The organism is Variovorax humicola (genome assembly GCF_037889915.1).
GTDB lineage: Bacteria > Pseudomonadota > Gammaproteobacteria > Burkholderiales > Burkholderiaceae_C > Variovorax > Variovorax humicola.
On sequence record NZ_JBBKZV010000009.1, the window covers coordinates 1 to 22,052 of the forward strand.

Sequence of the window (22,052 nt, forward strand, 5' to 3'; positions counted from 1 at the left end):
CACCGGGTAGCTGCCGATCTCGACCTGCTTCACATCGCCCGTGGCCGGATCGCGCGTGCAGACCGGCGACAGCACCGTCTTGCAGGGGCCGTTCCATTCGATCAGGTCGCCGCGAATCAGCGAGTGCCGCTGGTGTACCTGTTCAGCCAGGCGATGCTCGGCCGGGATGTCTTCGGGTGTCGGGAAGTGCTGCGCGAGATGTTCGCCGCGGTCTGTGGTCATGGGGTCTCCGTGAAGTTGGGGATCAGCGATCGAGCTTGAGAAACAGGTCGCGATCGGGGGCAAAGTGCGGGTGCCGCGGCAGCAGCGCCCCGGCGTTGCCGATGGGTCCGGGGAGCAGGTGGCTGTCGATCACGGCCCCCCACCGATGAAGGTATCGATGAAGACGTACAGGAAGCTTCGGATGCTGCGTCCGCGCCCGGCCAACAGTTCGGCCACGCAGGCGGCTGCGGTGTCCCTGACGACTCGACCGGCAGGCCGATGACGTCGGGTTGCAGGACCGAGCGATAGCCCTCAGGGGTGCCGCTCACCTGCATGAACGCGACCGGCTGGATCACGGCTGCATCGAGCGGGAATGCGAACAGGACCGCGGCGCAGGCCTCGCGCATGTCCACACCGGACAGGCGCCGGATCGGCTTGCCGCGGCCGAACGATTCGGGCGGGAAATTGACATCGGCCAAGAGATCTCGTCGCGATGTCCCATTTCACCTGGCACCTTGAGCAGTTCGGGGCTCAGGAGCGAGTCGATGTTCTTCAGCAAGTGTGTCGTCTCCATGTGCTGGCGGTCGGCGGGCCGACGGCTGATCCTTGAGGTGTCGCCTTTGCGACAAGGGTATTATCGAGCGCCTCTATTAATAAATCAACTGGATTTATTAATGGTTCTCCCTAGTCGACTCACCGAGGAGAGGCCCACCCCAGCTCGGCAACGCTGCCTTCGCCGACGCTCCGTGTGACCCCTCACTCGGGGAAGAACCGCCTTGGGCAGGAACGCCCAAGAGCAAAAAAAAGCGAGCAGCGGACACCGGGCAGGATGTCCTGCAGCATGGAAACGCTTCCCTTGCGCAGCCGAGCATCGACACCCTGGGGCCAGGTTTGGCCGATGCCAAGGCGCTCCTCGCGCGGATGCAGGCCCAGATCGTCACGCGCCAGATCGAGATGCTGTTTAGCCAGCCAGCGCCATTGCGAAGCGTGCCGCTTGAATCGCGCCATCAAGGACTACCGCGGCGTTCAATACTGCAGCCTGTTTGGCAGCGTCGTCGTGAAGGGGCCGCGAGCACGGTGCGACGGCGCACGCTCGGTGTCGCGCGCCGGCTGGATGTTCAGCGCCTCGTCTGCGACGGAAGACGGCGTGCGCGTTCAGGAAGCGATGTTTCGGTCCATTGCTGCGGGTCTGCGCCATGCGACCAGGGAGAGCAGCGGCCCGGTTGCTGCAGTTGTGACCAAAGCCATGACCATGAGCATGGTGAACAGATCCGCACCGATCAGGCCCGCATCCAGGCCCACCTTGATGACGATGAGTTCCATCAACCCTCGCGAGTTCATCAGCGCGCCGGTGGCAAGGCTTTCCGGCCAGCCATAGCCGCAGATGCGCGCACCCGCTGCTCCGCCAACGATTTCTCCGACGCTTGCTGCCAGCAGGATCAGGCCAAGCATGCCCAAACCAGCGTTGCCGAATGCTCCCGCAGTGGTTCCCAGGCCGGCCATGGCGAAGAAGACTGGCATCAGCACCACGACCGATAGCGGTTCGATGCGCTCGGCCAGCGCATGCAGCAGTCGATCGTCGCGCGGCACGGCGATGCCGAACAGGAATGCCCCGAACACCGCATGCAGGTGCAGCCATTCGGTCGCGCTGGCGAACACTCCGATCAAGAGGGCAGTCAGGACCTTTGGGGAGGCCTGCTGCGAGCGTGTCCACGCCGCTACACTCTCGAAAGTCATGCTCCACCACCATGTCCATCGCTTCATGACCTCGTTCGCCGTGGTCATCTCGCTGCTGTTTTCGCAGCTGGCGTTGGCAAGCTACGTCTGCCCGGGTGCAAGCGACGTGGCGGCAATGGCGGAGATGATGGCCGCAGGGCAGCCCTGCGAAGGGATGGATGCAGCGCAACCCGTGCTCTGCCACCAATTCGCCGCCGACATGTCGCTGTCGTTCGAGCCGGTGAAAGTGGTGACTCCCTCGTTCCCGGCCATCGTGCAAATACTCGTCGTGCCGCTTCTCCTTGAGGCACAGCTTGCCGTCGCGTTCCCGGTCGCCGCAGCGCCGGAGCTTCGACCTCCCCCCGACCCCGTTTTCCTCTCCACGCTCAGACTGCGAGTCTGAAATCTCCGTCGACTGAATGGCGCTGGCGCGGCTCGTCCGCTCGCCAGCTGACGTCCCGTTTGTCTTCGGAGTTTTCATGCAATCCCACTACCTGCGTGTTGCCACCTTGGCAATCGCACTGCTCCCCCACCTGGTGGACGCGGCCCCCCTTACCCTTGAGACGGCGCTGGACCTTGCCGTCAAGCGCTCCGAGTCCGCTCGCGCCGCTCGCGCTGGCGTGACGAGCGCGTCCGAGCTCGCCCGCGCGGCGGGCCAGCTACCCGACCCAATGCTGCGGGCCGGCGTAGACAACTTGCCCGTGACGGGACCCGACCGCTACAGCACCACGCGCGATGCGATGACGATGAAACGCATCGGCATCAGCCAGGAATGGCTGTCGAGCGAGAAGCGAGCCGCTCGCCGCGCGTCGGCCGAGGCCGTGGTCGAGCGCGAGGGCATCCAGGCCCGCAGTTCGCTCGCCGAAATCCGCCTGAACACAGCGCTTGCCTACCTCGACGCGTACTACGTCGGCGAGGCACTCAAGCTTGCGACGCTCATGGAGCATCACGCGCATGAAGAATACGAGGCGGCGCGCGGACGCGTGGCTTCGTCCATGGGTAGCAGCCAGGAGGCGCTTGCCCTCACAGGCGCGCGTGGTTTGGCGGAAGACGAGTCGGCCGAATTGCGTCAACTGCAAAGTGCGGCCCAGGTGACGCTCGAGCGATGGGTGGGCACCGCTGCCGATGAATTGGCGCCTGTCGCCGCGATTCCTCTGCCAACGGAGCAGGCCTACGTCGCAGCCCATCCAACTGTGCTGGCAAAACAGTCCGATGTGGATGTGGCCACACGAGCGGCCGCTGTCGCAGCATCCGAGCGCAAGCCGAACTGGACCTGGGAGATTTCGTACGGGCAACGCGTCAACTATTCGGACATGGCGACTTTCGGCGTGAGCATCCCGCTCCAGGTGGCACCGTCCGAGCGCCAAGACCGAGAAACCGCCGCAAGGCTCGCCTTGGCCGACAAATCCGAGGCGGAGCTTGCCGAGGCTACGCGCGCAGCAATCGCCGAATACCGAACGCTTGGCAGCGACGCACAACGGTTGCTCGAACGAATCGAGCGGTATCGCGCGAGCGTCGTCACTCCCGCGGTGCAGCGAACTGTCGCGGCGACCGCGGCGTATCGCTCGAATCAGGGCACGCTGTTGTCCGTCTTCGAGGCGAGGCACGCCGAGGTGGATGCGCAACGAAAGCTGCTCACACTTCAGCGTGACCTCTCAAAGGCTCGAGTACAGCTTGCGTTCAAACCTTCTGCGCAAGGAGATGGCCAATGAAACGCACTCATCTCACCGCGCTTCTCGTTGTCGGCAGCGCTGTTCTCGCTGGCGGCAGCTTCCTGGCGGGACGCCACACCGGCGACGACGGCATGACGACCCAAACAAGCGCGGGTAGTGGTACATCGTCGCCCGAAGGGCGCAAGGTCCTCTACTGGCACGACCCCATGGTCCCGGGCCCACGCTTCGACAAGCCGGGCAAGTCGCCTTTCATGGATATGCAGCTTGTGCCGGTCTACGCCGACAGCGACCCAGGCTCGTCCGGTGTCAAGGTGAGCCCCACGGTGCAGCAGAACTTGGGCATCCGCTACGCGACGGCGCGCCGTGCGGAAGCGTCCACCTCGTTCGATGCCATCGGTGCAGTCCAGTTCGACGAGAGATTGAACGTGGCCGTGCAGAGTCGGGTCGCCGGCTACGTCGAGCGGTTGGCCGTCCGCGCGCCGATGGAACGTGTGCGCAAGGGCCAGGCTTTGGCGACCATCTTCGCGCCGGACTGGCTCGGGCCTCAGAACGAATTCCTTGCGCTCAAGCGAGCCGGGGTCGCGACGGACCTCGTGACAGCAGCGCGCGAGCGCATGCGCGCCATGTCGATTCCGGCCGAGCTCATTCGTCTGAGCGAGGAGACCGCCACTGCGCAGGCGCGCTTCACGCTGAGCGCACCGGCCAGCGGGGTGGTCGCTGAACTCGGCGTGCGCGAGGGCGTTGCGGTCACGCCCGGCATGACCTTGTTTCGCATCGCGGGGCTTGAAAAAGTCTGGGCTGTCGCTGAGGTTCCTGAAGCCCAAGCCGTGCGTTTGACTCGCGGCCAAAAGGTCAAGGCGGTGCTGCAGGCCGATGCCTCCCAGACCTTTGAGGGCGAACTCAAGGAAATACTGCCAGAGGTGAGCTCGAACACACGCACGCTCAAGGCACGCTTCGAGGTCGACAACAAGGAAGGCAATCTCACGCCCGGGATGCTGTTGCGCCTGCAAGTGACAGGACCGACAAGCACCCGGCTTGTCATACCCGCCGAGGCAGTGATTCGCACCGGCAGGCGCGCGGTGGCCATCGTCCGCAATGACACCGGCGCGTTCGAGCCGCGCGACGTCTCGCTCGGCCTGGACCTCGGCGACGACATAGAGGTCGTCCAGGGACTGAAGGAAGGCGAACAGGTCGTCGCGAGTGGGCAGTTCCTCATCGATTCGGAGGCCCGGCTGCGCTCCGCATTGGGGGGAACGCCCGCATCCGCCGCTGCGCCTGCGGTTGTACCCGCCTCGCCGGCCGGCCGGGCGACCATGACGTACGTTGGCGAAGGCAAGGTGGAGAGCGTCGAGACGGACGGAATCACCATCTCCCATGGACCGATTGCTTCGCTGAATTGGCCCCAGATGACCATGGGCTTCGGGAAAGCAGAGGCAAGGGCTTTTCCCGACATCAAAGTCGGCGACACGGTTCGCTTCGAATTCAAGGAAGGGGGCCCCTTGGGCTACCAACTGCTCTCGGTGCAGCGCCTGCCGTCTGGAACGAAGCAATGATTGCGGCGCTGATTCGCTGGTCGGTTGGAAACCGATTCCTCGTGCTTCTGACGACCGTCCTCCTCGTCGCGGCAGGCCTGTGGTCGGTGTCGAAGACCAGCCTGGACGCCTTGCCGGACCTGTCGGACGTGCAGGTGATCATTCGAACGCCCTTCCCCGGCAAGGCTCCACAGGTCGTCGAAGACCTGGTTACCTACCCGCTGACAACAACGATGCTAAGCGTCCCTGGCGCCAAGACGGTTCGCGGCTACTCGTTCTTCGGGGATTCGTTTGTCTACGTGCTTTTTGACGACACGACCGACCCCTATTGGGCGCGCTCGCGCGTGGTCGAATACCTCAATCAGGTTCAGAGCAAGCTGCCTGCGGGCGCCAACGCGTCGCTGGGCCCCGATGCAACCGGTGTCGGCTGGATCTATGAATACGCGCTGATCGACCGAACCGGCAAGCAGGATATCGGGCAATTGCGTGCCCTCAACGACTGGTTCCTGAAGTTCGAGTTGAAGACGATTCCCGACGTTGCCGAGGTCGCCAGCATCGGCGGCATGGTGCGTCAATACCAGGTGGTGCTCGACCCGGGCCGAATGCGCGCCCTGGGCATTGCCCAAGCGACTGTTGTGGTGGCCCTGCGGAAAGCGAACCAGGCATCCGGCGGCTCGGTCGTCGAGCTCGCGGAGGCCGAGTACATGGTGCGCTCACGCGGCTATCTCAAATCCCTGGATGACTTCCGCACGATTCCGCTCGCGGTCTTCGGCGGTACGCCGGTGCTGCTGCGTGACGTGGCGACGGTGCAGATCGGCCCCGAAATGCGCCGTGGCCTTGCTGAGTTGGACGGCGAAGGAGAAGTAACCGGCGGAGTCGTGGTCATGCGCTCCGGCAAGAACGCGCGCACCACCATAGAGGCCGTCAAGGCCAAGCTCGAAGCACTCAAACCGGGTTTGCCGGCTGGCGTCGAGATCGTGCCGACCTATGACCGTTCGCTGCTCATCAACCGTGCGGTCGAGCACCTCCAATACAAACTCTTTGAGGAGTTCGCGGTGGTGGCGCTGGTCTGCGCCATCTTCCTTTTCCACCTGCGTTCCGCCCTCGTAGCGGTGGTGGCGCTTCCGATTGGAATTCTTGTCGCCTTCATCGTCATGCATTGGCAGGGGGTGAATGCCAACATCATGTCGCTCGGCGGAATCGCCATCAGCGTCGGCGCCATGGTGGACGGCGCCATCGTGATGGTCGAGAACGTCCACAAGCATCTTGAGGCGTTCGAGGCGAAGCACGGCCGACCTCCCTCACCTGCGCAGCGGTGGCAATTGGTCAGCAGCGCATCCATCGAGGTCGGTCCGGCTCTCTTCTTCTCCCTGGTCGTCATCGCGCTGTCGTTCGTGCCGGTGTTCGCGCTCGAGGCGCAGGAGGGGCGACTCTTCTCGCCCCTTGCTTTTACCAAGACCTATGCGATGGCCGCAGCGGCAGGCCTGTCGGTGACGCTTGTGCCGGTGTTGACGGGCTACCTCGTCCGCGGTCGCATCGCTCATGAAGCTGCGAACCCGGTGAACCGTTTCCTGATGGCAGCGTACCGGCCCGCATTGGAAGCCGTACTCAGGTTCCCGAAGACCACGCTGGTCGTCGCGGCGACGCTCCTCGCGCTCACGACTATCCCCGTACTGCGCCTGGGCGGGGAGTTCATGCCTGCGCTTGACGAAGGGGACCTTCTGTACATGCCGTCGGCGCTCCCGGGGCTCTCCGTGTCCAAGGCATCGGAGCTCTTGCAACAGACGGACCGCCTCATCAAGACAGTACCTGAGGTCGCCACTGTTTTCGGAAAGGCCGGACGTGCCGATACAGCGACAGATCCCGCGCCACTGGAGATGTTCGAGACGACCATTCAGTTCAAGCCGCGCGAGAAATGGCGCGTTGGCATGACGCCTGACAGGCTCATCGAAGAACTCGACCGCACGGTGAAGGTACCGGGGTTGACCAATGTTTGGGTGCCCCCTATCCGCAATCGCATCGACATGCTGGCCACAGGCATCAAGACTCCCGTCGGCATCAAGGTCGCAGGCGCGGATCTGGCGACCATCGACAAGCTGACAACGCAGATCGAGGGCGTAGTCAGGAAGGTTCCCGGCGTCCCATCGGCGCTCGCAGAGCGGCTGACTGGCGGCCGATACATCGACGTCGACGTGGACAGGCTCACGGCAGCTCGATATGGCCTTTCGGTGGCCGACGTCCAGGCCATCGTGTCTACAGCCATCGGTGGTGACAACGTCGGAGAGGTCATTCAGGGCCGGGAGCGCTATCCCATCAACGTGCGCTACCCGCGTGAGATCCGTGACTCGCTGCAGCGCCTGCGCGAGCTGCCATTCGTGACAGACAAGGGGGCGCAACTGCTCCTTCAGGATGTGGCCAAGGTCAGCATCGAAGAAGGCCCTCCCATGCTCCGCAGCGAGAACGCGCGGCTCTCGGGCTGGGTCTACGTGGACGTTCGCGGTCGCGACATTCGATCTGTCGTGGACGACATGCAGAGGGAGGTGGCCAAGGCAGTACCCATGCCTGCCGGCTACGCCGTGTCCTGGTCCGGGCAGTTCGAGTACATGGAGCGCGCGGCTGAGCGCTTGAAGCTCGTCATACCTGTCACGCTGGCCATCATCTTCATCCTGCTGTACCTCCTGTTCAGGTCGATCGGTGACGCAGCACTGGTGATGGCCGCAGTTCCGTTTTCGCTCATCGGCGGCTTTTGGCTCGTCTGGATGCTCGGGCATTCCATCTCGGTGGCCACGGCCGTCGGTTTTATCGCGCTGGCCGGTGTGGCTGCCGAGTTTGGCGTGGTGATGCTGGTCTACCTGAAGAACTCTCTTGCGCGGCGAGTGGATGCGGGCGAACCCATGAACGAAGAGACGCTTCTCGCCGCCATTCGGGAGGGTGCGGTTCAGCGTGTTCGGCCCAAGGCGATGACAGTTGCCGTTGTCATGGCAGGCTTGCTTCCCATCATGTGGGGTAGCGGAACCGGCTCGGAAGTCATGACCCGCATAGCTGCTCCCATGGTGGGTGGCATGGTGACGGCTCCCTTGCTGAGCATGCTCGTCATTCCAGCGGCCTGGTACCTGGTGCATCGGCGCCGGTGCAACCCGAGTCCTGAGAGCCCCGTTGCTCCGGCGAGAGCTGCTGTTCCGCATCGCCCGCTCAAGCCAACATCAAACCCCTGAAAGGCAACACGCATGAACAGACGGTCAATCTTCAGTGCTATCGCAGCATTTCCGCTGCTGCAAGCGCTCCCTGCGCGATCCGCAGCCTCAAAGGTCCACGTCTACAAGAATCCCAGTTGCGGATGTTGTACGGCGTGGGTTGAGCATTTGAAGGCAGCAGGATTCGGCGTCGACGTGACGGAGACGGAAGACACCGCGTCCGTGCGAAAGCGCTACGGCATGCCGGAGCGGCTGGCAGGTTGCCACACCGGTGTGGTCGACGGCTATGTACTTGAAGGCCACGTGCCCGCTGCGGGGTCAAGCGCTTGTTGGCCGCCAATCCGCGGGCCGTTGGACTTGCCGTACCCGGCATGCCAGTGGGTTCGCCGGGCATGGAGTACGGAGACCGAAAGGACCCGTACAAGGTGCTCCTTGTCGACCGCAAAGGCCAGGAAACGGTCTTCGCCAGCTATCCAAAATAACCCCGGAAGGAGGAACTCCCAATGAACTTTCTGTATGTAGTCGTGGCCGCACCTCTGCTGACGTTCGGCGTTGCGCACGCCCAGACGTCCACTGGCTCCTTGCCTATGCCGATAAAACCTGCAGCGTCCGCTGCCGCTTCCATGCCCCTGACGGAAGCCGAAGTGATGAAGGTCGACAGGGAGCGCGGTGAGTTCGTGCTCAAGCATGGAGACTTGCCGAACATCGGCATGCCAGCGATGACCATGGCGTTCAGCGTCCCCGACCAGGCAATGGTTGACGAGTTCAAACAAGGGGGCAAGGGCCGGTTCAATGCCGAGATAGTCAAGGGCAAGCCGACCGTGACGCACATCGAGCCAGCGCGCTAACGTGGAGCCGGCGGACCTGCCGCGGTCACAGCGGCAATGTCCCGGCTCTCGACATCTGCACTGCAGAAGCGGCCATGGCAGGCGTCCTACGCCAAATCACCCGAGTGCGCACGATGCGCATGCAACGCTTCGAAGATGGGCGCATCGCTGAATCGGAAAAGGTCGAGCGTTGCATCGCCGGTTGCATCGCACTGTGCCGTGAATGGCGTCCACGAGGGTACGACAAACATGTCGCCGCGCCGGACCGCCCATTGCTTGTCGCCCACGGTCACGCTGCCGGTCCCTTCGAACACCTGGTAGACCGATGAACCGACCTCGCGTTGCGTCACCGTGCTGGCGCCGCGCCGGATCCGGTGCATCTCGGTGCGGATGGTCGGCAGCACGTCGCGCCCGTTGCTGGGGTTCGTGAATCGCACGGCCGCATGTCCCGGACTCAGCGTCGCGGCATGGCCCTCCTCTTCCAGTGCCAACTGGTCGGCGAGCGCCCGGTCGGTATCGACCCAGCGATAGGCCAGCAACGGCGTGGCTGACGGCGCGTCAGGTTGCGACAGCGGACGCAAGCCAGGGTGGCCCCACAGGCGCTCGGAGCGCGAGATCTCCGGCGTGGTCATCTCGGTTGTGCCAATGCGCTCGCGTCCGAACTCGAAGAACTGCGACTCCGTGTAATACGAGAACGGGATGTCCAGTCCATCGATCCATGCCATCGGTGCGCTGGCCGCGTTGTGATGGGCATGCCAGTTCCAGCCGGCTTGCGGCAGGAAATCGCCGCGCGACATGCGCACCGGATCGCCATTCACCACGGTCCACACGCCCTCGCCTTCGACCACAAAGCGGAAGGCGTGCTGGGTGTGTCGATGCTCCGGCGCGTTCTCGCCTGGCATGAGGTACTGGATGGCCGCCCACAGCGTGGGCGTCGCGAAGGGCTTGCCACCCAGCCCGGGATTGGCCAGGGCGATGGCTCGCCGCTCGCCGCCGCGGCCCACGGGCACGATTCGGCCCGCCTCGCCCGCCAGTTCCACGAGCCGGTCCCACCGCCAAAGGTGGGGCATTGCCTTGCTGCGCGGGCTCTGCGGCATCAAGTCGCCGATCTCGGTCCAGAGCGGGACCAGCAGCTCGCGCTCGAAACCACGATAGAGCTGTTCCAGCGCAGGGCTGGGGTCGGGCTGCCCCTTGGCGGCAACCGCCTTCAGGCGCACGGGGGAAGGCACGGTATCGACGGTCATGGTGTTCTCCTGTGCTTTACTCGGCAGGACCGATCTCGAGCGTGATCTCGCCCACGCCCGCGACACTGCCTTCGATGAGGTCGCCCGGTTGCAGCGGGCCAACCCCTTCCGGCGTGCCGGTAAAAATCAGGTCGCCAGGTTGCAGATGATAGAAAAGCGAGAGATCCGCAATGATCTCGCGAATGTTCCAGATGAGCTTGTCGAGGTCGGACTTCTGGCGCGGCTGCCCATTCACCGTCATGACGAGATCGCCCTTCTCGAGCACCTGGCCTTGCATGGGCACGACTTCCGAGATCACCGATGACTCCTCCACGTCCTTGCCCAAGTCCCACGGGCGTCCCTTGTCACGCGCTACGAGTTGCAGGTCACGGCGCGTCATGTCGAGGCCGCAGGCATAGCCGTAGATCAGCTTGTGTGCCTCCTCCTGCGGTACGCGAAATCCTGCTTCGCCGATCACCAGCACGAGTTCCATCTCATGGTGATAGTTCTTGGTCTCGGGCGGATACGCGACGGTCGCACCCGACTCGACCAGTGTCTGCGGCGCCTTCGTGAAGTAGAACGGGCGCTCGATATTCTTGTCGACGGGCTTGCCCATCTCGACCGCATGCGCATGGTAGTTGCGCCCCACGAAGAACAGGCGATTGATCGGCAGGCGCTCAGACTTGCCGCGCACTGGAAGCGACTGAACGGGAGGTGGAGCCCAGAGATATTGGGTCGTGGTCATGGTGTTCCTTGAGTGAAGGTTTGTTGGTTGAGAAAATCAGAACTTGGCAAGCGGTACGGCGGTATCCGCCAATCGGTCCGGATCGACGCTGGTGCGCCGCTCGATCAGCCGCCGCGCGAATCGCAGGTCTTTGGCAGCGTTGGGCCCCAACGCCGCGACCACCTTGCCCTCATCGAGGAAGAACATCACGAAGCTCTTGGAATTCCTGTCGCCGCGCACCACCATCTGGTGCGAGAGCGCCGGCATGCCGAAGATCTGGAGATTGACGTCGTATTGATCCGACCAGAACCACGGCAATGGCTGATGGTTCACCGCGATGCCGAGCGCAGTCCTGGCGGCAGCGATACCTTGCTCCTGCGCGTTTTGCCACGACTCGAGACGCATGCGACGACCGGCCCATTCGCAGTGCCATGCAGCGACGTCGCCCGCCGCAAGAATGTCGGGATCCGATGAGCGGCACTGCGCGTCGACCAGCACGCCACCATCGCATTCCAGCCCCGCTTCGCGCGCAAGCTCATCGTTGGCGACAAGGCCGACACCGACGAGGACTGCATCGCAATCGATTTCGCGTCCATCGCCGAGCGTTGCCGTCAGCCCATCCTGCGCGTTGCGCGCCAACTGGTTGACGCCCGCACCGAGCACGACGTCGACACCGTGCGAGGTATGCAGGTCAAGCAAATAGTCGGACATGCCGGGCGGTACGGTGCGCTCGCACAGGCGCCCCATCGCTTCCACGACGGTCACGTCCATCCCCTTCTTTCTCGCGGTGGCTGCCACCTCGAGTCCGATCCAGCCGCCACCCACGACCAGCAAGCGCCTTCCGGGGCGCAATGCCGCGCCAAGCGCCGCCGCATCCTCGATGCTGCGCAGCGTGTGAACGCCCGGCAGATCGGCACCTGGGATGTTCAGCCGTCTCGCGCGGCCTCCGCTGCAAAGGATCAGCTTGTCGTAGTGGACGGGTGCGCCGTGCATCAGAAGGAGCTGCTTCGCCGATCTATCGATGGCTGTTGCACTCACGTTCGGGCGCCAGTCGATATTCAGGAGGTCGAAGGCCTCGGGCTTCACGAGCGACGTGGTGTCCGCATGGGCGTCTCCCGACAACACGGCCTTGGACAACGGCGGGCGCTCGTAGGGGCGATGCGGCTCGCTGCCAACCAGGATGATGCTGCCCCTGAAGCCCTCGCTGCGCAGCGTCTGCGCCGCCCACCCACCGGCCTGGCCGGCACCGACGATGACGATGGTTTCGGCGTTCATCTGGCTGGCACCGCGTCAGGGATCGTTGCGCTGACGTCCTCGTGGCGCGAGGAGGCCGAACGACCGTGGTGGATGAGCAAGGTCGCAACAGCCGCCAGCACTGCAGGGATCGAGATCGCCATGAAATTCTGCTGCAAGGGAAGCGCCATGCCGACCAGCGTACCGATCACGATCGGCGCCGCCAGCGCGCCGATTCTTCCGACGCCGAGCGCCCAACCGATGCCCGTACTGCGCACGGCCATCGGATAGAACTGTCCGACGTAGGCCAGGTTGACGATCTGGGTGCCGATGGTCGACGCGCCGGCAAGTCCTACCATCAGGAACAAGACAGGCGTGGAAAGCGGATACCCCAGCAACGTGATCGAGACGGCCGCCAGCAGATACATGGTCACCAGCACATGCTTGATATGGAACCGGTCTGCCAGCCATCCGCCACCAATCGCACCGACCATGGCGCCGAAGTTCAACACCAGCACGAACGTCAATGCCGACCCCAGGCTGTAGCCTGCACTCGCCATCAGCTTCGTGAGCCATGAACTGAGGGCGTACACCATGAACAGGCACATCAGGAACGACATCCAGAACATGACGGTGCTGAACCCGCGGCCGTCCTGGAACAGGTGCTTGATGGGCGCACTGTCCGCCCTGTCTTCTTGCGGGAGCTCGAAGCGGTCGCTGGCTTGGGGTTTGTAACTCGGATCGAGCCTCGCCGCGGTGTTGCGCAATTCGTCGAATCGCCCCTTTCGGACGAGAAAGGGCATCGACTCGGGAAACGACCGGAAGATGAACGGTACCAGGACGACGGGCAAGCCGGCCACGAGGAAGACCGATGGCCAGCCGTAGTGCTCGATCATCCCCTTGCCAACCAGCGCCGCGAGCATCCCGCCGACGGAATAGCCGCTGAACATGACTGTGACCATCATGCTTCGGATGCGCAGCGGCGAGTATTCGGTCATCTGCGCAACGACGTTGGGCATGACCCCGCCGATGCCGACGCCGGCGATGAAGCGGAAGATGCTGAACATCACCGGGTCATTCGTGAGGCCGGCGGCAGCGGTGAAGATGCTGAACATGGCAACGCAGATCGCGACGGCCCACCGGCGCCCGATCCGGTCGGCGATGGTCCCGAGGATGATGTTGCCGAACATCATGCCGAACAACGCCGAACTCACCATCAGGCCCGCATTCGCGGGGCCGACGTTCATGCTCTGCATGATCGAGGGCAAGGCAATGCCGACGACGGCGAGGTCGTAGCCGTCGAAAACGATGATGAGCGCACACCAGAGCAGCACGAGGCCGTGGAAGCGATTGAAGCGCGCCTTGTCGGCTAGCGCATGAACGTCTATCTGCCGCATTTCTTGTCTCCTGGATGGTTGAATTTCTATGCCCGAACGCAGCCTGTCGGGCATGCGGCGGCGGCACCCCGGCTCGGCCGAGGGGCGTGGCATTGGCGAGAGCGGATCAGTCCAGCGCGAGGAAGACGCGGCCGCCTTCGATCCGGACCGGGTAGGACCGAATCGCTTCGGTCACCGGCGCGCAAGTGGGCTTGCCGTTGCGTACATCGAACTTTCCCTGGTGCAAAGGGCACTCGATTTCATGTCCATCGAGAAAGCCCTCGCACAGGCGCGCATGGCCGTGCGTGCAGATGTTGTCGGTGGCGAAGATCTCCCCTTCCACGCTGTAAAGGGCAAGATCTTTCCCGTCGATGACCATGCCGATGACGTCGTCGGTTGGCACATCATCGACGGGTGCGGCGTCAGTCCAATTCAATACGGTCATGGCGGGCCTCAAAGCGGATAGATGATGGAGTTGGGGATCATTTCGCTGTCATAGATGACTTGACGCGAAGAGAACTTGAGGCCGGCTTCGGTACGCACGACGACATCGATATAGCGGCCGACGTTGAACACCGACGACAGCTCCGAGAGCTTGGTGCGAAACACCGCGTAGTTGGCTTCGCATTCGAAGCGATCGGCCTCGGCCTTCTTCACCACCGGTGCGCCGACGACGTGCCGCTGGTAGTACGGGTCGTGGAACAGGGTTTCACGAATGCCGTAGACGCGGTCCTTGAGCATGCCCTTGCTTTCGAACGAGAGCGTGGCCAACGGAAATCCGCGCTCGAAATTCTCGCGCGGCTGCAGGCGGTAGCTGCATTCGTCAGTGAAGAACTCCGGCCATGCATCCCAATCACCGGCGCTCAAGGCGCTGGCGTAGTTTGCATAGAGTTGCCCCAGTTCGAAGTGGTCCTGGAAGTCCATGATTCAAGCCTCCATGACCTTGCGCCAGTATTCGTACATACCGCGTATCAGGGTTTCGGTCACCATGTGGTCGGTGTCTCCAACCTCGCGGCCGCCCAGTTCGGCTAGCGTGCGGTGGAATGGCTTCTGCTCGAACCCTTTTTGAGACAACTCGATCACCTCGCCGTCGTCCGCCGACACGAAGCCTGCGGGTCCGAACAGATTGGACTGGCGCAGGCGCCGCTGCGTCATGGCCTCGTCGTCGTCCTCGAATCCGAAATGGGTCCAGACGAAATCGAAGGCGCCGGGGCCGCTCGGCTGGATATGCCGCGTCGAGACACTGTTGACTTGCTGCTGGAAGATCACGCTCGGAAACAGCGTCATCATCACCGCCGTCGGGCCGCCCCACCAGGGCTCGGGCACGATGTCCAGGAAGCGGTCATCGTTGAGCTGCATGCTCTCCTTGAAGCTCGATACCTGGGTCACCTGGTCGGCCTTCCCGCTGGTGCCGCGGGTCGAGATCATCGCGGCGTGCCGATGGTGGTCGTCCATCTTCAACTGCGACTTGTTGTCCGCACGCCAGAGGCCGAACGTGACGAACCAGGTGTGCAGCAGGCCAGGGTGATACGGGTCCTTAATGTTTTCCTGCATCAGCTTCCAGTTGCCCGGGATGCGTTGGCGGTTGTAGCCGAGGATCTTGAGCTTGCGGCCGTTGAAGAGACGATCGAAATAGCCCAGGATCGTCGGGCCCATGAAGTCTTCGAGCGATTCGATGTCCGGATCGAAGGACGCGAAGACGACGCCCCCGCGCACTGCTACCTTGAGCTTGTTGAGGCCATGTTCTGCGGGCTTGAAGTCGGCGGGCATTCCGCCGTTGATCTTGCCGTCCTGCTTGACGCCGCGGCGGAACGGCACGCCTTGCAGGTCGCCGCTCAGCGAATAGTTCCACTGGTGATAGGGGCATGTAAAGCCGCCAGCCTTCTTGTTGCCGTGCCGCTCGCGGCAGAACTGCATGCCGCGATGGGCGCACACGTTCTCGACGACGTTGATCGCGCCTTCGGCATCGCGGATCATGATCACCGAGCGTTCACCGACGACGGTGCGCTTGAAGTCGCCGGCTTCAGGAATCTCGGCTTCCAGTCCGACGTAGCACCAATGGCCTTTGTAGAACAGGCGCTCGAGTTCACGTCGATGCTGGTCGGCCTCGGTGTAGGCCATGAAGGGTATGCGACTCGTACCCTTGTCTTCCCAATGAATTTGCTGGGGAAAGACAGTTGTTGTGTCATCCATGTTTTGTCTCCTGTGTCGTGTTCTCTCACGACCGGTGTTGTGGGGTGCACGAATGATCCTCGCTACAGCGCCATCGCTCAATAGAATATGGGCAATAGATTGAATTGATTTGGCGAATGTGAGGACGCGATGGAACTCAATGAAATCGACCTCAACCTGCTGGTTGTCTTCCGACAACTGCTCATCGATCGGCGGGTCTCGAGGGTGGCAACCAGCCTCGGACTTTCACAGCCCGGCGTGAGCAACGCGTTGGCGCGCCTGCGCAAGCTCACGGATGACCCCTTGTTCCTGCGAACGCCAAAGGGCATGGAGCCGACACCCTTTGCCGAGCAACTTGCCGAGCCGATGGCGCACGCCCTTCAGGTCATTCACGCAGCGATCAATCAGCGTGCGTCGTTCGACCCGGGAACGTCGAAGCGCGCATTCACAGTGGGAATGGCGGACGTCGGGGAGATCTACTTCCTGCCCAAGCTGATGAAGGAACTTGCACGCATTGCGCCGGGTGTTTCGCTCAGCACGGTGCGCAACACCGCGGTCAATTTGCAGGATGAGATGGAAGCGGGCCACGTCAACCTGGCGATCGGCCTGCTGCCGCAATTGAAGGCAGGCTACTTCCAGCGCCGGCTATTCAAGCAGCGCTACGTTTGCATGTTCCGGCTCGGGCACCCGCTCGACAAACGCAAAGTGTCCTTGAGCGAGTTTTCTGCGGCCGAGCACGTCGTGGTGATTTCGGAGGGGACCGGCCATGGTCAGGCGGATGAACTTCTCCGGCGCCAGGAGGTTGCTCGCAAGGTCGTCCTGACAGTGCCCCACTACGTCGCGGTGGGACACATCCTGCATGATTCCGACCTGGTAGCGACAGTACCGGAACGCCTCGCGCAAGCATTGGTGGATCCGTTCCGGCTGGCGTACGTGCCACATCCCGCAAAGCTTCCCGAGATCGCGATCAACTTGTTCTGGCACGCGCGCTACAACAAGGATCCCGCGAATGTGTGGCTGCGTTCCCTGGTCATCCAGCTTCACGGGGAAACTCTCGGCAGGTGAATTTGCGCCCGGCCGATCCGGGGCGGACACCATGAAGCCCTACAGTTTCTTTCGAAGCGAAACCTCCCACGGGCTGCGCATTGCGCTCGACCTTCCATCACGACAGTTGCTGATCAAACGCATGGCCACCGCGCCCGAAACGCGATCGCACACGATTTGGCGTGACCGAGTCACTTGAATTGATCCGCCGCGACACCAAGCTTGCGCAGCTTGTCGAACAGCGTCTGGCGTGGCAAGGAAAGCGCGGAAGCGGTCGCCGACTGGTCGCCATGGTGCTTGCGCAATGCCTCGACGATGACAGCGCGCTCGAAGGATTCGACCTGCTGCGGCAATCCTTGCGGCAAGGCCGCGTCGCCACGATGCTGCTGCGTGAGGCGCCCTCCTTCCAGTAGTCCGAGGACAAATCGGTCTGCCACGTTACGCAGTTCACGGACGTTGCCGGGCCATGCATAGGCCATCAGGTCTGCCACCTGGTCACTGCTCAACATTGGCGCGACACGCTCGTAGCGGCTCGCCGCGAGCAACGTGAAGTGCTCGAACAGCAGCGGAATGTCTTCCCGGCGCTCGCGCAACGGTGGCAACTCGATGAACGCGACGCCGATGCGGTAATACAGATCGGCCCTGAACTTTTGCTTGTCGCTGAGTTCCTTGAGATCGTCCTTGCTCGCGGCCACCACGCGGCAGTCGAACGGAATCGGCTTGTTCGAGCCGATGCGCTCGACGGAGCGTTCCTGCAGCGCCCGTAGCAGCTTGATCTGCACCGCCATCGGCATGCTCTCTATTTCGTCCAGGAACAGTGTGCCGCCGTGGGCATGCTCGAACTTGCCGACCCTCACGCGATTGGCACTGGTAAAGGCGCCGGGCTCGTGGCCGAAAAGTTCACTCTCCGCCAGCGCCTCGGGCAGCCCACCGCAGTTGACCGGCACGAAGTGCTGCCGACGGCGCCTGCTGTAGTCGTGCAGGCATCGCGCAATCAACTCCTTGCCCGTGCCAGTCTCGCCATAAATCAGCACGTCGGCCGACGTTTCGGCCAGCGTCATGACGGTGCGGCGCACCTGCTGCATCTGCGCAGAACGCCCGATCAGCACCGACTGGATGCCATTCCAGTTCTCCAGGGCATCACGCAGCGCACGAACCTGCAGCGTCAGTTGTCGACGCTCCATCGCATGGCGCGTGATCGCCACCAATCGCTCGGTCGTGAATGGTTTCTCGATGAAGTCGTAGGCGCCATCCCGCATCGCGTCCACGGCCATCGCGACATGTCCGTGGCCAGTGATGAGGATGACCGGCAATTCGGCGTCGGCCTTATGCAATTCGTGCAGCCATTCGGTGCCATTCATGCCCGGCAGGCGCACGTCGCACACCACGATGGCCGGCACGTCGAGCCTGATCTGCCCGCGCGCGCGTTCGACGCTGGCAAACGACTCGACCTCCATGCCTGCGAGTGTCAGGACTTGTGTCGTGCTGATGCGGACGTCTTCGTCGTCTTCGACCAGCAGCACCCGGATGGCAGGTACATCGCTCACTGTGAATCGCTCCCGTGGATTGGTGTTGACGGAATTCCGGGCATGCACCCGGGCAGGTCGATGGCAAAGCTCGCACCGCCTTCCTGCAGATTGGCAGCGCGCAGCGTGCCGTCCATGGCCCGGATCAATTGTGCCGAGATCACCAGCCCCAGGCCCAACCCCGTCCCGGCCGTCTTGCTCGTGACGAACGGCTCGAACAAGTGCGACAGGATGTCGGCACGGATGCCCGGGCCGGTGTCACGGACCTCGATGCGCACGCGCCCGTCGAGTGCCCTGGCCTCGAGCCGCAGCTTGCGCTGCGGCGAGTCGTGCATCGCGTCGATGGCGTTGCGCATCAAGTTGACGAGCACGCTGCCCAGCGCCGCCTCCTCGGCCATGGCGCTCAGCGCTCGGGGCTGGACGTCGACCTCGAAGGCAATGCCTTCGCGGTTGATCGCGTCGGCCACGATGCCCTGCGCGTCGGCGATGCTTTGCGCGAGAGCGACCGGTGCGAGCGGAAGCTCGCCCTTGTGCGCGAAGGTCTTCAACTGGGACGTCAGGCGTGCGAGACGATCGACCATGCTGCGGATTCGGTGAAGGTTGCCCGCCACGTCTGCGAGGCGGTTTTTCTCGAGCAGGATTGCCGCGCTTTCCGACAGGGCACGCATGGCCGTCAGAGGCTGGTTCAGCTCATGCGCCAATCCTGCCGACATCTGCCCGAGCGCCGCCATCTTGCCCGTATGCACCAGCTCGTCCTGAGCGGCGCGCAACTGCGCGGTGCGCGCGACCACCGTGGATTCGAGGGTGTCGTGCGCGGCCTGCAGTGCGGCCTGGTTCGCCAGCTTGTGCCGCTCCGCGCGACGGCGCTGCCACAGGGCCACTGCGACGAGCAGAAGCACCGCCATCGCAAGGCTTGCAGTGATGGCCGCGTTGCGCGCCGCTACGCGCAGCGAGCCCATGTCGTCGATCACCACGAGCCGCCAGGGCGCATTGGTGAGAGCGCGCCCAGACGCGAGCAGGTCTACGCCATTGAGCGCGATCGCCTGCACATCCGGCGCCAGGACCTCCTTCACCGACCACTTCAGCGGGTCGAGGCTCGCCTCGCCGTAGGGGCGTGAACGCAGCACGTCGGCGCGCTGCCGGTCGTCCAGCGGCCGCAATGGCTTGAACTTCAGGTCGTCACGCGTCGCGAGGATGATGACCCCGCGCTGGTCGATCAATGCCACGTCGCCCGGCAGCTTGCGCCAGCCGCGCTCGGCCTCCTCGAGGTTGACCTTGACGGTCACGACCCCGCGCGAAGACGGGTCACGGCGCAGCGCGTAGGACAGGTAATACCCCGGCCGCTTGCTGGTGATGCCGACTCCGTAGAACCGGCCCCTGCCCTGCCCCAGCGCATCGATCACGTACGGTCGGAACGACAGGTCCTGGCCGATGGTCGTTCCCGGCTTGTTCCAGTCCGATGCCGCCAGCGAGGTGCCTCTGCTGTCGAGTACATAGAGCATCTCCGCGCCCGCGGTGGCATTGACGCCGTCCAGATAGCGGTTGACAGCGTCGCGCAGCCCGGCGTCGGACGGCGTGCCGAGCAGCGCGGGCACGATCGGGGTCATCTCCAACAGCGCCGGCAGGTAGTCGAAGCGGGCGAGGTCGGCATCCAGCGCGGTCGCGAGCATATCGAGCCGATGGTTGGCAGCTTCGCGCAGGCGCGCCAGGCCCGCCTGCATCGCGACCTGGTGGCCGGCGAAGGCGGCGACCGCCACCAGTGCGAGCGCGCCGAACCAGCGCCACAGTCCTCGGCGCCGCCGGGATTTGCTGGAAGTGAGATCGAATTGCCGGACCGGCTCCCTCGGGGTCATGGGGTCGTTATTGCACAAGCCCGGCATGTCCGCATCGGTGGCAGCCCGCAAGGGCACGACGCGCAGGGTGGCGCGGGTCATTGGATGACCTCCGTGCTTCGCACTGCGGTGCGAGTTTGTTTGGGGCGGCCCGGCACTGCGCATTGGATAACCTCCGTGCTCCGCACTGCGGTGCGAGCTTGTTTGGGGCGGCCCGGCACTGCGCTCATAGCAAGTGCTGGCCGCCATTGATGGCGATGTCGGCACCCGTCACGAAGGCCGCCTCCTCCGAGGCCAGGAAGATGATCAAGCCCGCCACCTCCTCGGGCTTGCCGAGCCTGCCCACCGGGATATGCGGCAGGATCTTGCTGTCGAGCACTTCCCTTGCCGGCAGCGCAGGCGGTGCAGCGAAAAAAATGCGGGCTTGAAGGGGCGCTCAATGCAGCTTGACGTGCGGCTCGGTGCGCCGGGTGATGAGTCGGGCCAGCGTGTCCAGGGAGACCTTGGCGACGCCATGCAGGGCCAGCTCGTGCATCTTGTAGAGCGACACATACATCAGCCGCGCGAATCGGCCTTCGATCATCAGGCTGCCGCCGACCAGGCCGCCCATCATGTTGCCCACGGTGCTGAACTCGCCAAGCGAGACGAGCGAGCCGAAGTCGCGGTAGCGATAGGGCTTGAGCGGCTGGCCGTGCAGGCGGCGCTTGATCTGCGCAGCCACATGCGAGGCCTGTTGATGTGCCGCCTGCGCGCGCGGCGGCACGAAGCCGCCCTTGCCGCCGTTGGCCTCGGGCCAGGGGCATGCGGCGCAGTCGCCCATCGCAAGGATATCGGGGTCACGCGTGGTCTGCAGCGTCGGGAGCACCACGAGCTGGTTGCTTCGATTTGTCTCCAGGCCCGCAATGTCCTTCATGAAATCCGGAGCCTTCACGCCCGCAGCCCACACCACCAGTTCGGCTGGCAAGACCCGGCCGTCGGCCAGTCGAACGCCGTCCGGCAGCACCTCGGCGACTTTGGCGGAGATGTGAACATCGACCCCCAGCTTCTGCAGCAGCCCTTGCGTCGCTGTCGAGATGCGCGCCGGCAACGCCGGGAGCACGCGATCGGCGGCCTCGATCACGCTGACGTGGATGTCCCGCTCGGCATCCACACGGTCGAGCCCGTAGGCGATGACCTCGCGCGTCGTGCGATGGAGTTCGGCGGCCAGTTCCACACCGGTCGCCCCGGCGCCGATGATCGCGACATGCAACTGCTCGGGCCGCAGCGGCGTCGTCTGCGCATGGGCGCGGATGCACGCATTGACCATGCGCTGGTGGAAGCGCTGCGCATCCGACTTCGACTCGAGCCGCATCGCATGCTCGCGCACGCCGGGCGTACCGAAGTCGTTGCTCAGGCTTCCAATGGCAACCACCAGCGTGTCGTAACCAAAGCTGCGCGCTGGCGTAACGAGCCGCCCTTCGTCGTCGAGGTAAGGCGCGACGTGCACCTCGCGCCGCTCGCGGTCGATGCCGGTCAACTCACCGAGGCGGAAGCGGAAGTGGTGCCAATGCGCCTGCGCCAGGTAATCCACCTCATGCGCGCTCATGTCCATGCTGCCGGAGGCGATCTCGTGGAGCTTGGGCTTCCAGACGTGCGTGCGATTCTTGTCGATCAGCGTGATATCCGCACGATCGCGCAAACCCCGCGCATCGCCAAGGCGCGTGGCCAGTTCGAGGCCGCCGGCACCACCGCCCACGATAACAATGCGGTGCTTCAACTGGGGGGTGGGCATGATGATGC

The 22,052-nt window shown here is 63.8% G+C and carries 18 protein-coding genes and 4 pseudogenes; 7 read left to right on the plus strand and 15 right to left on the minus strand.

Annotated features, from left to right (window positions below; genetic code table 11):
* From WKW80_RS16255 to WKW80_RS16270, 4 genes and pseudogenes are all read right to left on the minus strand, one after another.
* A pseudogene (locus WKW80_RS16255) lies at positions 1–222 on the minus strand (NADP-dependent glyceraldehyde-3-phosphate dehydrogenase); the annotation flags it as partial.
* Between the two features lie 82 nt (positions 223–304).
* A pseudogene (locus tag WKW80_RS16260) lies at positions 305–459 on the minus strand (ROK family protein); the annotation flags it as partial.
* 498 nt (positions 460–957) lie between these two features.
* On the minus strand, positions 958–1,209 hold the full coding sequence (locus WKW80_RS16265) for a hypothetical protein (RefSeq protein WP_340364612.1): 252 nt from the start codon (positions 1,207–1,209) through the stop codon (positions 958–960).
* A gap of 147 nt (positions 1,210–1,356) precedes the next feature.
* Entirely contained in the window at positions 1,357–1,938 is a 582-nt protein-coding gene (locus WKW80_RS16270; RefSeq protein WP_340364613.1) for a cation:proton antiporter, read from the minus strand.
* Positions 1,939–1,963: 25 nt separating this feature from the next.
* On the opposite strand from WKW80_RS16270, the gene WKW80_RS16275 reads away from it, so the two are divergent.
* The 6 genes and pseudogenes from WKW80_RS16275 (at position 1,964) to WKW80_RS16300 (ending at position 9,164) form a co-directional block, all read left to right on the plus strand.
* Positions 1,964–2,320, plus strand: coding sequence for a hypothetical protein (locus WKW80_RS16275; protein ID WP_340364614.1), 357 nt, complete (start codon positions 1,964–1,966; stop codon positions 2,318–2,320).
* Between the two features lie 16 nt (positions 2,321–2,336).
* Positions 2,337–3,629 carry a TolC family protein gene (locus tag WKW80_RS16280; RefSeq protein WP_340364615.1) on the plus strand — a complete coding sequence of 431 codons (1,293 nt, stop codon included), beginning with the start codon at positions 2,337–2,339 and terminating at the stop codon, positions 3,627–3,629.
* Positions 3,626–5,143, plus strand: a complete 1,518-nt coding sequence (locus WKW80_RS16285; protein WP_340364616.1) for an efflux RND transporter periplasmic adaptor subunit — start codon at positions 3,626–3,628, stop codon at positions 5,141–5,143. Before WKW80_RS16280 ends, WKW80_RS16285 begins: the two co-directional genes overlap by 4 nt.
* A complete protein-coding gene (locus tag WKW80_RS16290) occupies positions 5,140–8,337 on the plus strand; it encodes an efflux RND transporter permease subunit (RefSeq protein WP_340364617.1) in 3,198 nt (1,065 codons plus the stop codon). Before WKW80_RS16285 ends, WKW80_RS16290 begins: the two co-directional genes overlap by 4 nt.
* Before the next feature lie 12 nt (positions 8,338–8,349).
* Positions 8,350–8,798 (plus strand): annotated as a pseudogene (locus WKW80_RS16295) (DUF411 domain-containing protein).
* A 21-nt stretch (positions 8,799–8,819) separates the two neighbouring features.
* A complete protein-coding gene (locus WKW80_RS16300; RefSeq protein WP_340364618.1) occupies positions 8,820–9,164 on the plus strand; it encodes a copper-binding protein in 345 nt (114 codons plus the stop codon).
* Positions 9,165–9,250: 86 nt separating this feature from the next.
* On the opposite strand, the gene WKW80_RS16305 is transcribed toward WKW80_RS16300, so the two are convergent.
* The 7 genes from WKW80_RS16305 to WKW80_RS16335 form a co-directional block, all read right to left on the minus strand.
* Positions 9,251–10,387 (minus strand): cupin domain-containing protein, encoded by a 1,137-nt coding sequence (locus tag WKW80_RS16305; RefSeq protein ID WP_340364619.1) that lies wholly within the window; start codon positions 10,385–10,387, stop codon positions 9,251–9,253.
* Between the two features lie 16 nt (positions 10,388–10,403).
* Positions 10,404–11,111: a fumarylacetoacetate hydrolase family protein gene (locus WKW80_RS16310; protein ID WP_340364620.1), complete on the minus strand. Its 708-nt coding sequence runs from the start codon at positions 11,109–11,111 to the stop codon at positions 10,404–10,406.
* 36 nt (positions 11,112–11,147) lie between these two features.
* Positions 11,148–12,365: an NAD(P)/FAD-dependent oxidoreductase gene (locus tag WKW80_RS16315; RefSeq protein ID WP_340364621.1), complete on the minus strand. Its 1,218-nt coding sequence runs from the start codon at positions 12,363–12,365 to the stop codon at positions 11,148–11,150.
* On the minus strand, positions 12,362–13,720 hold the full coding sequence (locus tag WKW80_RS16320) for an MFS transporter (protein ID WP_340364622.1): 1,359 nt from the start codon (positions 13,718–13,720) through the stop codon (positions 12,362–12,364). Before WKW80_RS16320 ends, WKW80_RS16315 begins: the two co-directional genes overlap by 4 nt.
* A gap of 106 nt (positions 13,721–13,826) precedes the next feature.
* The gene (locus WKW80_RS16325; protein WP_340364623.1) at positions 13,827–14,144 is read right to left on the minus strand and encodes a non-heme iron oxygenase ferredoxin subunit; all 318 of its coding nucleotides are present in this window, start codon (positions 14,142–14,144) and stop codon (positions 13,827–13,829) included.
* Positions 14,145–14,152: 8 nt separating this feature from the next.
* Positions 14,153–14,623 carry an aromatic-ring-hydroxylating dioxygenase subunit beta gene (locus WKW80_RS16330; protein ID WP_340364624.1) on the minus strand — a complete coding sequence of 157 codons (471 nt, stop codon included), beginning with the start codon at positions 14,621–14,623 and terminating at the stop codon, positions 14,153–14,155.
* 3 nt (positions 14,624–14,626) lie between these two features.
* On the minus strand, positions 14,627–15,892 hold the full coding sequence (locus tag WKW80_RS16335) for an aromatic ring-hydroxylating dioxygenase subunit alpha (RefSeq protein ID WP_340364625.1): 1,266 nt from the start codon (positions 15,890–15,892) through the stop codon (positions 14,627–14,629).
* A 129-nt stretch (positions 15,893–16,021) separates the two neighbouring features.
* On the opposite strand from WKW80_RS16335, the gene WKW80_RS16340 reads away from it, so the two are divergent.
* On the plus strand, positions 16,022–16,936 hold the full coding sequence (locus tag WKW80_RS16340) for a LysR family transcriptional regulator (RefSeq protein ID WP_340364626.1): 915 nt from the start codon (positions 16,022–16,024) through the stop codon (positions 16,934–16,936).
* 170 nt (positions 16,937–17,106) lie between these two features.
* Here WKW80_RS16340 and WKW80_RS16345 read toward each other — a convergent pair whose 3' ends face one another.
* From WKW80_RS16345 to WKW80_RS16360, 4 genes and pseudogenes are all read right to left on the minus strand, one after another.
* Complete coding sequence (locus tag WKW80_RS16345; protein WP_340364627.1) at positions 17,107–18,462, minus strand: sigma-54-dependent transcriptional regulator; 1,356 nt, start codon at positions 18,460–18,462, stop codon at positions 17,107–17,109.
* Positions 18,459–20,375 (minus strand): sensor histidine kinase, encoded by a 1,917-nt coding sequence (locus tag WKW80_RS16350; protein WP_340364628.1) that lies wholly within the window; start codon positions 20,373–20,375, stop codon positions 18,459–18,461. The genes WKW80_RS16345 and WKW80_RS16350 overlap by 4 nt, the downstream gene beginning before the upstream one ends.
* A gap of 124 nt (positions 20,376–20,499) precedes the next feature.
* Positions 20,500–20,670: pseudogene (locus WKW80_RS16355) on the minus strand (SDR family oxidoreductase); the annotation flags it as partial.
* A 39-nt stretch (positions 20,671–20,709) separates the two neighbouring features.
* Positions 20,710–22,044: an NAD(P)/FAD-dependent oxidoreductase gene (locus WKW80_RS16360; RefSeq protein ID WP_340364629.1), complete on the minus strand. Its 1,335-nt coding sequence runs from the start codon at positions 22,042–22,044 to the stop codon at positions 20,710–20,712.
* Positions 22,045–22,052 lie beyond the last annotated feature (8 nt).